Annotated in this window: 12 protein-coding genes and 1 pseudogene; 10 read left to right on the forward strand and 3 right to left on the reverse strand. The window is 71.7% G+C overall.

Annotated features, from left to right (window positions below; all coding sequences use genetic code 11):
• Positions 1-20 precede the first annotated feature (20 nt).
• The 3 genes from CLV67_RS37060 to CLV67_RS37070 all read left to right on the forward strand — a co-directional run bounded on the left by CLV67_RS37060 (position 21) and on the right by CLV67_RS37070 (position 3,247).
• Positions 21-1,514 carry a glycoside hydrolase family 43 protein gene (locus CLV67_RS37060; RefSeq protein ID WP_106327054.1) on the forward strand — a complete coding sequence of 498 codons (1,494 nt, stop codon included), beginning with the start codon at positions 21-23 and terminating at the stop codon, positions 1,512-1,514.
• The gene (locus CLV67_RS37065; protein ID WP_106327056.1) at positions 1,511-2,530 is read left to right on the forward strand and encodes a LacI family DNA-binding transcriptional regulator; all 1,020 of its coding nucleotides are present in this window, start codon (positions 1,511-1,513) and stop codon (positions 2,528-2,530) included. The genes CLV67_RS37060 and CLV67_RS37065 overlap by 4 nt, the downstream gene beginning before the upstream one ends.
• A 135-nt stretch (positions 2,531-2,665) precedes the next feature.
• The gene (locus CLV67_RS37070) at positions 2,666-3,247 is read left to right on the forward strand and encodes a DUF4360 domain-containing protein (protein ID WP_106327058.1); all 582 of its coding nucleotides are present in this window, start codon (positions 2,666-2,668) and stop codon (positions 3,245-3,247) included.
• Positions 3,248-3,254: 7 nt separating this feature from the next.
• Here the strand turns inward: CLV67_RS37070 and CLV67_RS37075 are convergent, their stop codons facing one another.
• Positions 3,255-3,992: a GntR family transcriptional regulator gene (locus CLV67_RS37075; protein WP_106327116.1), complete on the reverse strand. Its 738-nt coding sequence runs from the start codon at positions 3,990-3,992 to the stop codon at positions 3,255-3,257.
• Between the two features lie 154 nt (positions 3,993-4,146).
• Between CLV67_RS37075 and iolC the strand changes: the two genes are divergently transcribed.
• From iolC to CLV67_RS37110, 7 genes are all read left to right on the forward strand, one after another.
• Positions 4,147-5,094: a 5-dehydro-2-deoxygluconokinase gene (gene iolC, locus CLV67_RS37080; RefSeq protein WP_106327060.1), complete on the forward strand. Its 948-nt coding sequence runs from the start codon at positions 4,147-4,149 to the stop codon at positions 5,092-5,094.
• The gene (locus CLV67_RS37085; protein WP_239166676.1) at positions 5,087-5,980 is read left to right on the forward strand and encodes a Cgl0159 family (beta/alpha)8-fold protein; all 894 of its coding nucleotides are present in this window, start codon (positions 5,087-5,089) and stop codon (positions 5,978-5,980) included. Before iolC ends, CLV67_RS37085 begins: the two co-directional genes overlap by 8 nt.
• Positions 5,977-6,750 (forward strand): 5-deoxy-glucuronate isomerase, encoded by a 774-nt coding sequence (gene iolB / locus CLV67_RS37090; protein WP_106327062.1) that lies wholly within the window; start codon positions 5,977-5,979, stop codon positions 6,748-6,750. Before CLV67_RS37085 ends, iolB begins: the two co-directional genes overlap by 4 nt.
• On the forward strand, positions 6,747-8,612 hold the full coding sequence (gene iolD, locus CLV67_RS37095) for a 3D-(3,5/4)-trihydroxycyclohexane-1,2-dione acylhydrolase (decyclizing) (RefSeq protein WP_106327065.1): 1,866 nt from the start codon (positions 6,747-6,749) through the stop codon (positions 8,610-8,612). Before iolB ends, iolD begins: the two co-directional genes overlap by 4 nt.
• Before the next feature lie 9 nt (positions 8,613-8,621).
• Positions 8,622-9,500, forward strand: coding sequence for a TIM barrel protein (locus CLV67_RS37100; RefSeq protein WP_106327067.1), 879 nt, complete (start codon positions 8,622-8,624; stop codon positions 9,498-9,500).
• Positions 9,497-10,543: a Gfo/Idh/MocA family protein gene (locus tag CLV67_RS37105; RefSeq protein ID WP_239166677.1), complete on the forward strand. Its 1,047-nt coding sequence runs from the start codon at positions 9,497-9,499 to the stop codon at positions 10,541-10,543. Before CLV67_RS37100 ends, CLV67_RS37105 begins: the two co-directional genes overlap by 4 nt.
• 98 nt (positions 10,544-10,641) lie before the next feature.
• Positions 10,642-12,381 carry a hypothetical protein gene (locus tag CLV67_RS37110; RefSeq protein ID WP_106327069.1) on the forward strand — a complete coding sequence of 580 codons (1,740 nt, stop codon included), beginning with the start codon at positions 10,642-10,644 and terminating at the stop codon, positions 12,379-12,381.
• Positions 12,382-12,582: 201 nt separating this feature from the next.
• Here the strand turns inward: CLV67_RS37110 and CLV67_RS37115 are convergent, their stop codons facing one another.
• Together CLV67_RS37115 and CLV67_RS37120 are read right to left on the reverse strand one after the other, a co-directional pair.
• Positions 12,583-14,169, reverse strand: a complete 1,587-nt coding sequence (locus CLV67_RS37115; protein WP_275414930.1) for a methyl-accepting chemotaxis protein — start codon at positions 14,167-14,169, stop codon at positions 12,583-12,585.
• A gap of 84 nt (positions 14,170-14,253) precedes the next feature.
• Positions 14,254-14,875, reverse strand: a pseudogene (locus CLV67_RS37120) (glycogen debranching enzyme); the annotation flags it as partial.

A 14,875-nucleotide genomic window follows, 5' to 3' on the forward strand; every position in this document is an offset into this window, starting at 1 on the left:
CATCAAGCGGAGAGGTCAGGATGACGTCCTTCACGAACCCGGTTGTCGCCGGTATGCACCCGGATCCGAGCGTCTGCCGGGTGGGCGACGACTACTTCCTGGCCTGCTCCAGCTTCGAGTACTTCCCCGGCGTGCCGATCCTGCACAGCCGCGACCTGATGCACTGGGAGCAGATCGGCAACGCCCTCGACCGGCCCGGCCAGCTCTCCCTGCCGGCCACCACGCCGTCGTCCGGTGGCGTCTACGCGCCCACCCTGCGCCACCACGACGGGCGGTTCTGGCTGATCACCACGAACGTCGGCCCCGGCGGCGGCGCCATGATCTACACCGCGCTCGACGCGGCCGGCCCCTGGTCCGACCCGGTCCGGGTGCCCGGCATCGGCATCGACCCCGACCTCGCCTGGGATCAGGACGGCAACTGCTGGTGCACCTCTGCCGGGATCTGGCAGGTCCGCATCGACCCGCTCACCGGTCACGTGTTCACCCGGCCCCGCAAGCTGTGGTCCGGAGGCACCGACGCCCAGGCTCCCGAGGCCCCGCACCTGTACCGGATCGACGACCACTGGTATCTGCTGATCGCCGAGGGCGGCACCGAACGCGGGCACGCCGTCTCGGTGGCGCGCGGCCCGGCACCGGACGGCCCGTTCGAACCGTGCCCCGCCAACCCGATCCTCACCCACCGCGGCACCCACCGGCCGATCCAGAACACCGGCCACGCCGACCTGGTCCAGGCGCCCGACGGCAGCTGGTGGATGGTGCTCCTCGGAGTACGCCCCGGCGGCGGCACCCCGGGCTGGCACGTGCTCGGCCGGGAGACCTTCCTCGCCCCGGTCACCTGGCACGACGGCTGGCCGGTCGTCGGCGACCTGCGCCCGGAGATGACCGCACCCTGGAAACCCCGCCCGCCCGCGCCGGAACCCGTCCGCGACGACTTCGACGCGCCGGCACTGCACCCGCGCTGGCTTTCGGTGCGGTCCCGCCCGGACAGCTGCTGGTCACTCACCGAACCGCCCGGACACCTCACCCTGCGCGCCCGGGACCGGTCCCTCGACGACCCGCAGGTCACCTTCGTGGGACGCCGTCAGCAGCACCCGTCCTGCACGGTCAGCACCCTGGCCGACCCGTCCGCCGGCCGGGGCGGGCTCGCGGTCCGCCTCGACGAGAGTCACCACTACGAGCTCGAGGCCGGCGACGACGGCGTACGGGTGACCGCCCGCCTCGGCTCGATCCGGCACACCATGCCCGCCTGGCCGATGCCCGCCGGACCGGTCCACCTGCGTATCGACGTGCTGGCCGCGGCACCCGGCGACGGCCATCCCCGCCAGGAGCCGGACACGCTGCGGCTGGGCGTCGAGCTGCCGGACGGCGAGTTCCGGGTGCTGGCCGAACTGGACGGCCGCTACCTGTCCACCGAGGTCGCCGGCGGCTTCACCGGCCGGGTCATCGGCATGTACGCCGCCGACGGAACCATGAGCTTCGACTGGTTCGACTACCGGCCTATCCTGACGCGATGAGTGCCGAGGACGCGGTCAAGCCGGTGACCATCTCCTACATCGCCGAGACGGCCGGCGTCTCCGTCCCGACCGTCTCCAAGGTGATCAACGGCCGGTCCGGGGTGGCCGCCGACACCCGGGCGCGGGTCGAGGCTCTGATCACGCAGTACGGCTACCGCAAGTCCAGCCCGGCCCAGCGCAGCAACCTGATGGAACTGGTGGTCGACGAGCTCGAGCACCAGTGGGGTGTGGAGATCATCCGCGGGGTGCAGGAGGTGGTGCGGGAACACCGGATCGGTCTCGTGCTCACCGAGTTCGGCCCGGAACGCAGCACCATCCGCTACTGGATCGACGACACCATCGCCCGCCGCCCGGACTGCATCGTGACCGTCGCCCAGCTGTCCGAGAGCGAGCAGAATCAGCTGCGCGCCCGCGGCATCCCGTTCGTCGTCCTCGACCCCGGCAGCGAACTTCCCGACGACGTGCCCTATGTCGGGGCGACCAACTGGAACGGCGGCCGGTCCGCGACCCGTCACCTGATCGGTCTCGGTCATCGCGACATCGCCGTGATCGGCGGGCCGGACCAGCTGTTCTGCCAGGCCCGGCTCGACGGCCACCGGTCCGCGCTGCAGTCGGCCGGGCTGCCGGTCCACGATGACGACGTGGCGCGGGCGCCGCTCACCGCCGAGGGCGGACACGAGGCGGCGCTGCGGCTGCTACGTCGTTCCGGCCGGCCGACGGCGATCTTCGCGGGCAACGATCTGCAGGCGGTGGGCGTCTACCGGGCGGCGCGCACGCTCGGCCTTCGGGTGCCGGCCGATCTGAGCGTCGTCGGATTCGACGACCTGCCGATCGCCACGATGATCGACCCGCCGCTGACCACCGTCCGGCAGCCGCTCACCGAGATGGCGATGGCCGCCACCGAGCTGGCGCTCGCCCTCGGCCGCGGCGAGACCGCCACGCAGACCGGCATCGAACTGGCCACCAGGTTGATCGTCCGGGAGAGCACCGCCCCGCCGGTGGTCGGGCGCGACTGAGCGTACGACCGGCGGTCGGTCGGCCCTTACCCCCTCATCCGTTGGTCGGGGCTTTATGCGTGTACGCCCTCCGGATCAGCGACCGGTGCCACGATAACGGGCGTAGGCCGATAAATCGCTGTGAAAGGGGATCTCATGTTCAACATCCTCGCCGCCGGGCCAGCGCTCCTCGCGTCGCTGCTGGTGTCCGGATCAGCGGCGCCCGCGCCACCGCCGGACGGGAAGACGACTGTCGACGTGGTGTACGCGAACGGATCCGGGTGTCCGCCCGGCGCGCTGAAGGCCGTCGCGCGTAAGGGAACCATCACCATCGCCTTCGAGGACTTCACCGCCTCGTCGGGCGGCGACGCGCTCGACTACCGGAAGAACTGCCAGGTCGGGCTCAATGTCAAGGTTCCGAAGGGTTACACCTACGCGGTGTCGCGGGTAACCGTCGGCGGCACGGGCAAGCTCGGGCCGGGCGACTCGGGTTCGGTGCGTGCGCTGATGTACTTCCAGGGGATGACCGAGACCGTGGAGCAGGGCCGTGAGATCAACGGGCCGCTCAACGGGAAGTGGCAATTCGACAGCCGGATCGGCCCGAAATCGCGGGTCTACCATCCGTGTGGAGCCAAGCGTTATCTCAATGTCAACCTGGACCTCAGGGCAGGCTCGGGCGACGGCTCCGTCTCGGTCGGCGGCCGCCTGGGACTGGAGTTCACCCGCAAGAAGTGCTGACCGGCGGTCAGCGGTTGAAGACGGTCACCTCGATGGCGTAATGATCGGCCCGGTACAGGTTGTCGGAGAACTCGACGGTCGCGCCGGTGCTGTCGAACGAGGTGCGCTGCATGCTGATCAGCGGCGTGTGGTGGCCGATGTCGAGGAGCCGGGCCTGGGCCGGCGTCGCGGCCTTCGCGGTGATCCGCTGCTTGGCGACGGCCGGCCGGCCGTTCCACTCGCCCATCAGCCGATAGAGGCTGCGGGTGGTCAGCGCCTCGGCGTTGAGGCCGGCGAAGCGGGGCGGCAGCCAGTTGCGCAGCACCGCGAGGGGGACGCCGTCGGCCAGCCGCAGCCGCTCGCAGTGCACCAGCCGCTCGGTCGGCGGCAGGCCGAGCATGCGGGCGGCGTGCCGGTCGACGCAGTCGGCGTCGAACTGCAGCACGCGGGTACGCGGCTGCCGACCGGCCGCGGCGAGGTCGTCGTACAGGCTGGTCAGGGCGACGCGGCGGCGCACCTGCACGTCGGTGACCCGCGTGCCGACGCCACGCTTGCGGGTGAGCAGACCTTTGCTGACCAGTTCCTCGATGGCCCGGCGGATGGTGGGTCGCGAGATGTCCAGGGCCTCGGCGAGTTCGATCTCGGTGGGCAGGCGCTCGCCGGGCACCAGTTCGCCGCGGTCGATGGCCTCCTCGAGGCGCCGGCCGAGCTGGAAGTAGATGGGAACGGGGCTGGTGCGGTCGATCTCGAGCGGCGGCATGGGCATCGCGAGCACCTCGATGGATTGACAATCGCGGCAGTTTGTCAGTGCGTTCCGAAGAATGTCAATACAAACTCTTGACGTGATCAACACCGCGTTGGAGGTTGGTCTCACGTGCGGCGGAAACGCTCGTGACATATCGACGTAACGCGGAGGTGTGATGCGGGACCACGAGGTCGTCACGATGGGCCGGGTCGGCGTCGACATCTATCCCCTGCAGATCGGCGTCGGGCTGGAGGACGTCACCTCGTTCGGCAAGTTCCTCGGCGGCAGCGCCACCAACGTCGCGGTCGCCGCCGCGCGGCACGGCCGCCGTACCGCGGTGATCACCCGGGTCGGCGCGGACCCCTTCGGGAAGTACGTGCACCGCGCCCTCACCGAACTCGGCGTCGACGACCGGTTCGTCTCCGCGGTCCCGGGACTGCCGACCCCTGTCACGTTCTGCGAGATCTTTCCGCCCGACGACTTCCCGCTCTACTTCTACCGGCAGCCGACCGCCCCCGACCTGATGATCGATCCCGCCGAACTGGATCTGGACGCGATCACCACGGCCGGCGTCTTCTGGGCCACCGTCACCGGACTGTCCCAGGACCCGAGCCGCAGCGCGCACCACGCCGCCTGGCGGGCCCGCGGCCGCCGCCCGCTCACCGTTCTCGACCTCGACTACCGGCCGATGTTCTGGGTCTCCGGCAACGCCGCGCGCGAGGCCGTGCAGGAGGCGTTGCCGCACGTCAGCGTCGCCGTCGGCAACCTCACCGAATGCACCGTCGCGGTCGGCGAGGACGATCCGGACCGGGCCGCCGCCGCGCTGCTGGACGCCGGGGTGACCCTCGCCGTGGTCAAACTGGGTCCCGAGGGTGTGCTGGCCAGGACCCGGGACGAGGAGGTTCGCGTACCGCCCGCCGAGGTGGACGTGGTGAACGGCCTGGGCGCCGGCGACGGATTCGGTGGCGCCCTGTGCCACGGGCTGCTCGCCGGCTGGCCGCTGGAACGGACCATCCGCTTCGCCAACGCGGCCGGGGCGATCGTCGCCGGCCGCCTCGAGTGCTCGACCGCGATGCCCACGACGGACGAGGTCGAGCGGGTTCTGGAGGCCGGACGTGTCTGACCTGGACTTCGCCGCACTGCGCGGCATGCGGGCGACCTGCCCTGAGGCGGTGGCCGAGGCCGCCGCCCAGCGGGTGCGCCGGCCGTTGCTGGCCGACGCCGACGGCCGGTTGCTGCTGATCGCCGCCGACCACCCGGCCCGTGGGGCGCTCGGTGTCCGCGGGGACGGTGAGGCGATGGCCGACCGTTACGAGCTGCTGCGCCGCCTGCGGACCGCGCTGCGCCGGCCCGGTGTCGACGGGGTGCTCGGCACCGCCGACGTGCTGGAGGACCTGCTGCTGCTCGGCGAGCTGGACGGCAAGATCGCGATCGGTTCGATGAACCGGGGCGGACTGCAGGGCACGGTGTTCGAGATGGACGACCGGTTCACCGGCTACGACGCGGCGGCCGTCGCGCGGATGCGGTTCGACGGCGGCAAGATGCTCGTGCGGATCGACCCGGACGACCCGGCCAGCGTCCGCACCCTGGAGGCCGGTGCGCGGGCGGTCGACGAGCTGGCCGCGCGCGGGCTGATCGCGCTGGTCGAGCCGTTCCTGTCCCGGCGCGGTGACGGTGGGGTGGTCAACGATCTGAGCACGGCGGCCGTGGCCCGCTCGGTGGCGATCGCCGCCGGGCTGGGCGGCACCAGCGCGTACACGTGGCTGAAGCTGCCGGTCGTCGACGACATGGAGGCGGTCATGGCGGCCACCACGATGCCGGCGCTGCTGCTCGGCGGCGACCCGTCGGGCAGCCCCGAGGAGACGTACGCGTCGTGGGGCCGGGCCCTGGCCACGCCCGGCGTGCGCGGCCTCATGGTGGGCCGGGCGCTGCTCTACCCGCCCGACGGTGACGTGGCCTCCGCGGTCGACGCCGCGGTCAAGCTGGTACGGGCGGGGGTGGCGGCGTGATCCGGCTGGACGTGACACCGGAGTCGGCGGGCTGGGGCTACAGCGGCCTGCGGATCGTGGAGCTGGCCGCGGGCGGCGGGGAGTACTCCTGCTCCACCGGCGGCGACGAGGTCGTGGTGGTGCCGCTGTCCGGCTCGGTCGCGGTCACCGCCGACGGGGAGAAGGTGCAGCTCGACGGCCGGGACAGTGTCTTCGACGGCCCGACCGATGTGGCCTACGTGCCGATCGGGGCCGGGCTGACCCTGCGCAGCGACACGGGCGGCCGGTTCGCGCTGGCCACGGCACGGGCGACCCGGCGGCTGCCGGTGCGGCACATTCCGGTCGCGCGGCAGCGGATCGAGATGCGCGGGGCCGGCAACTGCTCGCGGCAGGTCAACAACTTCGCCACCACCGACGTGCTGGACGCCGACCGGATCATCGCCTGTGAGGTGCTCACGCCGGGCGGGAACTGGTCGTCCTATCCGCCGCACCGGCACGACGACCTCGAGGAGATCTACTACTTCGAGGTGGCCGGCGGCGGGCCCGGTTACCAGCGGGCCTCCGGCGTGCGCGAGGTGCGCAGCGGCGACGTCGTGCTGATCCCGGACGGCTGGCACGGCCCGTCGATGGCGGCGCCCGGGTACGACCTGTACTACCTCAACGTGATGGCCGGGACCGGCGAGCGGGCCTGGGTGATCGAGGACGAGCCGGAGCACGCCTGGGTGCGTGACACCTGGGCCGATCAGGAGGTCGATCCGCGGCTGCCGTTCGGGAAGGGACTCCACCGATGAGACTCACCGTGGGCCAGGCCGTCGTGCGGTTCCTGGCGGCGCAGCGCACCGAACGCGACGGGGTCGAGCACCGGCTGATCGAGGGCTGGTTCGGCATCTTCGGGCACGGCAACGTGGCCGGGCTCGGGCAGGCCCTGCTGGAGGCCGAGCTGACCGAACCGGGATCGGCGCCCTACCGGCAGGGGCGCAACGAGCAGGGCATGGTCCACGCGGCCGCCGGGTTCGCCCGGATGCGCAACCGGATGTCGACGCTGGCGTGCACCACCTCGATCGGGCCGGGCGCCACGAACATGGTCACCGGTGCGGCCCTGGCCACGGTCAACCGGCTGCCCGTGCTGCTGCTGCCGGGCGACGTGTTCGCGACCCGGGTCGCCAATCCGGTGCTGCAGGAGCTGGAGGACCCCCGCGGCTTCGACGTCAGCGTCAACGACACGCTGCGGCCGGTGTCGCGGTTCTACGACCGGATCTGGCGTCCGCAGCAGCTGCCGTCGGCGCTGCTCGGCGCGATGCGGGTCCTCACCGACCCGGCCGAGACGGGTGCGGTCACCCTCGCACTTCCCCAGGACGTGCAGGCGGAGGCGTACGACTTCTCCGATGCCCTTTTCCGGCCGAGGGTCTGGCACGTGCCCCGGACGCTGCCGGAGCCGGGTGCTCTGGCCCGCGCGGTCGCGCTGATCAGGGGTGCCGAGCGGCCGCTCGTCGTGGCCGGCGGTGGAGTGATCTACTCCGAGGCGACGGCGGCGCTGACGGCGTTCGCGGAGGCCACCGGCATTCCGGTCGCCGAAACCCAGGCAGGCAAAGGCGCGATGTCGTACGACCACGCGCTCAGCCTCGGCGCGATCGGTGCCACCGGCACGCCCGGTGCGAACGAGTTCGCCCGGCAGGCCGACGTCGTGATCGGCATCGGCACCCGGTACAGCGACTTCACGACGGCGTCACGCAGCGCCTTCGCCGACCCGGACGTGAGGTTCGTCAACGTGAACATCGCCGCATTCGACGCGGCCAAGCACGCGGGCGAAGCCGTGGTGGCCGACGCGCGAGCCGCGCTTCTCGGCCTGGCCGACGCGCTGAGCGACTTCCGGACGAGCTCCGCGTACCAGGAACGGGCGGCGAGGGCGAACGCCTCGTGGGATACATGCGTGGAACGCGCCTATCACCTCGGCAACGCGCCGCTGCCAGCCCAGTCCGAGGTGATCGGTGCCGTCAACGACGCGGCCGGCCCCCGGGACGTGGTCGTCTGCGCCGCCGGTTCGATGCCGGGTGACCTGCACAAACTGTGGCGCACCCGGGACCCCAAGGGCTATCACGTGGAGTACGGCTTCTCCTGCATGGGCTATGAGATCGCCGGCGGGCTCGGTGTCAAACTCGCCGCCCCGGACCGTGAGGTCTTCGTCATGGTCGGCGACGGCTCCTACCTCATGATGGCGCAGGAGCTCGTCACCGCCGTACAGGAGAACGTGAAGTTGATCGTGGTCCTGGTGCAGAACCACGGCTACGCCTCCATCGGACGGCTCTCGGAGTCGGTCGGCGCCCAGCGGTTCGGCACCGCCTACCGGTACCGCGACGCGTCCGGGCGCCTCGGAGGCGGCACCCTGCCCGTCGACCTCGCCGCCAACGCCGCCAGCCTCGGCGCGAACGTGCTGCGGGCCGGCACCGCCGACGAGCTCCGGGCGGCTCTCGCGAAGGCCCGCGAGGCCGACGGCGTCACCGTCGTGCACGTCGACACGGATCCGCTCGTCGACACCCCGGCCAGCGAATCCTGGTGGGACGTGCCGGTCGCCGAGACCTCGTCACTCGACTCGGTACGGGCGGCCCACGCGGCATACCTCGACGGCAAGACGACCCAGCGCGACTACCTGTAGGAGACGAAGATGACGGACCTCGCAGACCGCGTCGGCGGCGCCCCGATCTCCTGGGGCGTCTGCGAGGCGCCCGGCTGGGGGCACGAACTGCCCGCCGACCGGGTGCTCACCGAGATGGCCGGGCTCGGGCTGCGCGCCACCGAACTGGGTCCCACCGGCTACCTGGGCAAGACCCCGGCCGATGTGCGGGCGGTGCTCGACCGCAACGGGCTCCGGCTGATCGGGGGCTTCCTGCCGGTGCCGATGCACATCTGCACGGACGAGGATCTGCGGGAGGCCGCCGCGGCGATGGACACCCTTTCCGCGGCCGGGTCGGAGGTCGTGGTGCTCGCCGCCCGATCGTCCGACGGCAGCTACGACAACAAGGTCCGGCTCACCGACGACGAGTGGACGACGCTGTTCGCCACCCTGCGGACCCTGCAGCGGATGGCCGCCGAACGCGGTCTGCGACCCAGCCTGCACCCGCACGTCGGCACCGCCGTCGAGGACCGCGAGTCGGTGCTGCGCCTGCTCGGCGGCAGTGACGTGCCGATCTGCCTGGACACCGGCCACCTGCTGATCGGCGGCATGCAACCGGCCGAGCTGATCGAACTGGCCGGCGCCCGGATCACCCATGTGCATCTCAAGGACGTCGACCTGCAGGTAGCGGACAGCGTCCAGAACGGCAGGCGTAGCTACCTCGCCGGGGTCCGGGCCGGTCTCTACACGCCGCTCGGCGCGGGCGACGTCGACGTGCCCGGCATCGTCGGTGCGCTGGAGGCCGCCGGATACGACGGGTGGTACGTGCTCGAGCAGGACTGCGCGTTCGACGGCGCTCCGGCCGAGGGGTACGGACCGATCGCCGACGTGCGCCGCAGCCTGGCCTTCCTCACCGAGGTGGCGCGGTGAGGTTTCTGGCCGAGGTGGCGCAGGCCGGTGCCGCGACCGGAAGGCACGTGGTGAAGCGGATCGGGATCATCGGCACCGGCATCATGGGCGCCGACCACGCCCGGCTGCTGACCGACGCGGTCTCCGGAGCGTGCGTCGGCGGCGTGTTCGACCCCGACGCCGAGCGGGCCGGGGGAGTGGCGGCCCGCAGCGGCGGGGCGCGGGTGTTCGCCGACCCGTACGCGCTGATCGGCGACGACGGTATCGACGCCGTGCTGATCGCCTCGTCGGACGCCACCCACGAGGAGTACGTGCTGGCCTGCGTGGCCGCCGGCAAGCCGGTGCTCTGCGAGAAACCGCTCGCGCCGACCACCGAGGGCTGCGCCCGGATCCTGGAGGCCGAGGCCGCCCACGGCAGCCGGCTGGTCACGGTCGGGTTCATGCGGCGGTTCGACCCCGGCTACACCGACCTGAAGGCGGTGCTCGACGGCGGCGAGGTCGGCATCCCGCTGATGATCCACCACGTGCACCGCAATCCCGCGGCCGTGCCGGGCATCCCCGGCTCGGCACTGATCACCAACTCGGCGGTGCACGAGCTGGACATCACCCGCTGGCTGTTCGGCGAGGAGATCACCGAGGTCGCCGTGCACACGCCCCGTCCCAGCGGCCGGGCCGGCGGCACCCGGGACCCGCAGCTGCTGATCCTCACCACCGAGTCCGGTGTGCTCGCCGACGTCGAGATCTTCGTCAACGCGCGGTACGGCTACGAGGTGCGCTGCGAGCTGGTCGCCGAGGAGGGCACGGTGACTCTCGACGCACCGCCGCCGACATCGCTGCGCCGGGGCGGCCTGCACGCGCGCGAACTGCCGGCCGACTGGCGTCCCCGGTTCGCCGAGGCGTACCGCCTGGAATTGCAGGACTGGATCGACGGCACCGGCCGGGGAGCAACCGCCTGGGACGGTTTCGCGGCCACCTATGTGGCACAGGCCTGCGTCGCGGCGTTGGAAAGCGGCGAACGGCACGTTGTTGGCATGCCGTCAATTCCGCGCCTGTACCGGGGGTAATTGCGCAGCAGGCTGAATAATCAAACTGTGATACCCCGCGTCGGCGAACGGCGGACCGGGATCTCGCAATGCTGCAATAAAAGCGGTTCAATGAGTGGGTGCTGTTTGGGAATGAGGGCGGGCTGACCGATAACGACTTCACCGACAGGGTGCGTGCGGCCCTCGATCGGGAAGTTCGCGGCATCCTCGCCGAGACCGGCCTCTCGTGGCGGGCCATGCAGCACCGCCGCCTCGCCGAGCGGATCAAGACCCTGGCCGCCGCCTGGCGCCTTCTCGGCACCCCCGCGCCGCCGCGGCAGGCGGCTGTGCTGCTGGGGGCCGCGGAGCGTCTGGCCGGCCTGCTGCGGGAGCGGCAGAATCCGGGCGGACTGTTCCGCGGCGGTGACAACATCGACTCCCCGCCGGACACCGCGGCCGGCGTCAACGACCTCGCTGACGCCGCCCTGCTGCTGCGCCGTGCCGGCGACCCGGCCGCGGGGCCGCTCGCCGACACGCTCGGGCAACTGCTGGCCGCCGCCACTCCGGCGTTGCTCACCGGCGGTGTGCACACCCCCAGCCACCGGTGGGAGCTGTCCGCCGCGCTGGCCCGCCTGCACCGGCTCGACCCGCGTCCGGAGCTCGCCGGGCGGGCGGGGCAGTGGCTCGCCGAGGGCGTCGACGTCGAGGACGGGCTCTACTCCGAGCGCAGTGCCGACTACGCCGCCCACGTCTCCAACCCCTCGCTGATGATCATCGCGGAGGTGTTCGACCGGCCCGGTCTGCTCGGCCACGTGGAGCGGAACCTGACCGCGACCCTCGACCTGCTGCTGCCGGACGGCACCGTGGAGACCGTCCTGTCACGCCGCCAGGACCAGCGCGGCCGGGTCCGGCTCGAGGCGTTCCTGCTGCCGCTGCGGGTGATGGCGGCGCTGCGATCGCGCCCGGATCTGGCCTGGGCCGCCGGGATCGCGCTGGAGCAGGGCATCGAATCACCCGGCACGGCCGCCGCCGAGTTGCTGCTGTGCCCGGTGGCCGGTGCGGTGCTGCCACCGTCGGCGCCGCCGCTGCGGCCCAGACTGCGGCACTTCCGGTCGGCCGGCACGGTGGTGGCGCACGGCCCGGCCACGACCGCCGTGGTGTTCGGCGGCTCGGACTACTCGCGTCACCGGCGGATCCGGTCCGGGCTGGCCAACTCGCCGACGTTGCTGCGCCTGCACGCGGGTGCCGCCGTGCTGGACAGTGTCCGGCTGTCCCGTACGTTCTTCGGTGTCGGACCGTTCCGCGCCGACGGCCTGGTGCTGGAGCCGGGACCGGTGGCGGTGATGCGCGAGTCGGTGACGGCCGCCTACTACCAGCCGCTGGCGCCCGAGGACCGTGACGAGGGCGGCCGCTACCGCCTCGGTGACGACGGCCGTTTCAGCGCCGCGATGTCCTTCGGGCGCCGCGCCCGCGACGAGGTCACCCTGAACACCACCGTCCGCGTCGCGCTCCGTGAGGAGGCGATGGAGGTCGTCGGTGAGGGCCTGGTCGAGGTTGCGGTCGAGATGTCCGGGGCGACCGTGGACTGGGCTCTTGAACTGGCGTTCCGGCCCGGCGGCACGATGACCGGCGCACGGGCGCTGGGTTCCGGGCGGTGGGTGCTCGAGGAGGGGCCGGCCACGTACCGCGTGGGCGGTGACGAGCTTCGCGTGACGGTGGCCGAGGCGCCGGGAATGCCCGCGGAGTCCGACCCGGTCTATCACCCGGGTGAGGACTACGAGTTCCTCGGCGGGACTGATGCGGTAGTGGGGGAGTTGCTTTACGTGACCGGAAAGTCCCCCTCCCGGCTACGGCTGCGGATCGACGTGGCAGTCATTTAGAAAAGCGGAAGAAAGTGTGACGCGAGTAGCGGCACGGAGTGATGAAGCGTCACCCGTGAATGAACAAAACGCGATCTTCTCCAATGTCCCTCGCCGCGAGAAGAAATTCATCGAGGAGATGGTCGTGGGCATTTCGGCATCCACCGGAAAGCGGCCATCGCGGGACCGGCACGGGTGGTCTCCTCCCGGTGCGGCTGCGGATCAGTGCTTGAAACCGTCGACCAGGCGGCTCAAGTCGTCGGCCATCGACGTCAGGTCGGCGGCGGCCCGCTGCGTGATCCGGGCGCTCGCCACGGTCGCGGTGGCGACCTGCGCCACCCCCGAGACGGTACGGGCCACGTCGCCGCTGTTCGTGGCGGCCTCGGCCACCGACCGGGTCATCTCGGCCGTCGTGGCGGTCTGCTCCTCGACGGCCGAGGCGATCGTCGTGGTGTAGTCGCTGATCTGCCCGATCACCCCGGTGATCTCGCTGATCGCCGCCGACGCCGCGCCACTGGACGACTGGATCGCCCCGATCCGGGCCGTGATGTCCTCGGTCGCCTTCGCGGTCTGCTGCGCCAGCTCCTTGACCTCGCCGGCCACCACGGCGAACCCCTTGCCCAGCTCACCGGCCCTGGCCGACTCGATCGTCGCGTTCAGGGCCAGCAGGTTCGTCTGCTCGGCGATCACCGTGATCAGGTGGACCACCTCGCCGATCTCCGCGCTCGCCGTGCCCAGCTCCTCGACCCGTGCGGTCGTCTCCCGGGCCACCGACATGCCCTGCTGGGCCACCTGAGCGGCCTGTCCGGCACTCGACGCGATCTCGGTGATCGCCGCGGTCATCTCCTCGGCCCCGGCGGCGACGCTCTGCACCCCGGCGCTGACCTCCTCGCTGCTGTGCGACGCCGCGTCGGCTCGGTCCTCCGCCTCGGCGGCGCCGGTCAGCAGCTGCGTGCTCACCGACGACAGCTCGGTGGCGGCCGTCGACAGCGCCACGGCGACCTGAGCCATCCGCTCGACACTGGCGGCCACCGCTGTCGTACCGGTATCCAGTTCGGTGGCCATCCGGCCCAGCTCGTCGCGGCCGGCGACGTCCGCGCGTACCGTCAGATCGCCGGAGGCCAACGCAGTGGTGACCCGCCGCACCGACGTCAGGGTGCCCATGATGCCGCGTACCACCAGCAGCGCCATGCCCAGCGCCGTCGCAAGACCCACGGCCAGCAGAATGATCATCGAGGCACGCGCGGACCGGTAGGCCGCCGCCGTGTCGGCCCGTTTCTCCGCGGCCACCCTCGTCTCGATCGACACCAGCTCTTCGAGTGCCCCGGCTGCCGCGGTCAGCGCCGGCCGGCCGGCCTTGTCCCGGGCGGCCTCGAAACCGCGCATGTCGTGGGCCATCGCGAGCGGCATCAGGTCCTGGTCACGGACCTCCCGCAACTGCTCCAACGCGGTGCGGAAATCCTGCACCGCCGCTTCCCGGCCGGTCATGTCCGTGGCGGTGTATTCGCCGAACACCCGGTCGACCGTCTCGTCGGCCGAGGCCATCGCCGCCCGGTCCTCGGTCGCGGTGGTCTGCCCGCGCGTGATCGCAAGGTCCAGCACCGCGGCCCACGAACGTTGAACCTCCTTCTGCACCGTGCCCAGCTGCGCGACCGGCACCAGATTGTCGCGGTACAGGTACTCGGCGGCGTCGGCCATCTGCGACATCCGCTGCATGCCGACCACCCCGATCGAGGCCGCCGCCACCCCGGCGACCCCGACCGCCGCGTAGATCTTCAACCGCACCGAAAGATCGTTGAACCAGCGCACCGGACACCTCGCCTTCCGTGTGGACAGCTGCTCTCCACACCATCGGCACCACGCCGGTGCGGCGTAGCCGATGCGGTGGGCCGGTCAGTATCGGCGGCGCAGGACCACCGCACTCCGGTCGGCGGTGGGCACACCGGACCCGGCCTTGACGACGCCGTCCGACCCGGCGCGGGTGGCGTGCAGGGGATCGGCGGTGTCCAGCAGGATCTCCCACATCTGCCCGTAGGCGTCCTCGGGCAGCACGAACTCGACCGGCTCGGCGGAGGCGTTGAACAGCAGCAGGAACGAGTCGTCGGCGATCCGTCCCCCGAGTGCGTCCGGCTCGTGGATGCCTTCCCCGTTCAAGAACACGGCGATGGTACGGACGTCGTGCGCCGCCCAGTCCGCCTCCTCCATCGGCCGGCTGTCGCGGCGCAGCCAGGCGATTCCCGGCAGCTTCGCCTCACCGACCGGCTCCCCGGTGAAGAACCGGCGCCGCCGGAAGATCGGATGGTCGGCGCGCAGCGCGGTGAGCCGCCTGGTGAAGCCCGTGAGCACGTCGTACCGCCCGGCTTCCGCCCAGTCGACCCAGGCGATCTCGCTGTCCTGGCAGTAGACGTTGTTGTTGCCGTGCTGGGTGCGGCCCAGTTCGTCACCGTGGGCGATCATCGGCACGCCCTGGCTCAGCAGCAGCGTAGCCAGGAAGTTCCGTTTCTGGCGTTCGCGC

Origin of the sequence: Actinoplanes italicus, from assembly GCF_003001815.1 — a bacterium.
GTDB lineage: Bacteria > Actinomycetota > Actinomycetes > Mycobacteriales > Micromonosporaceae > Actinoplanes > Actinoplanes italicus.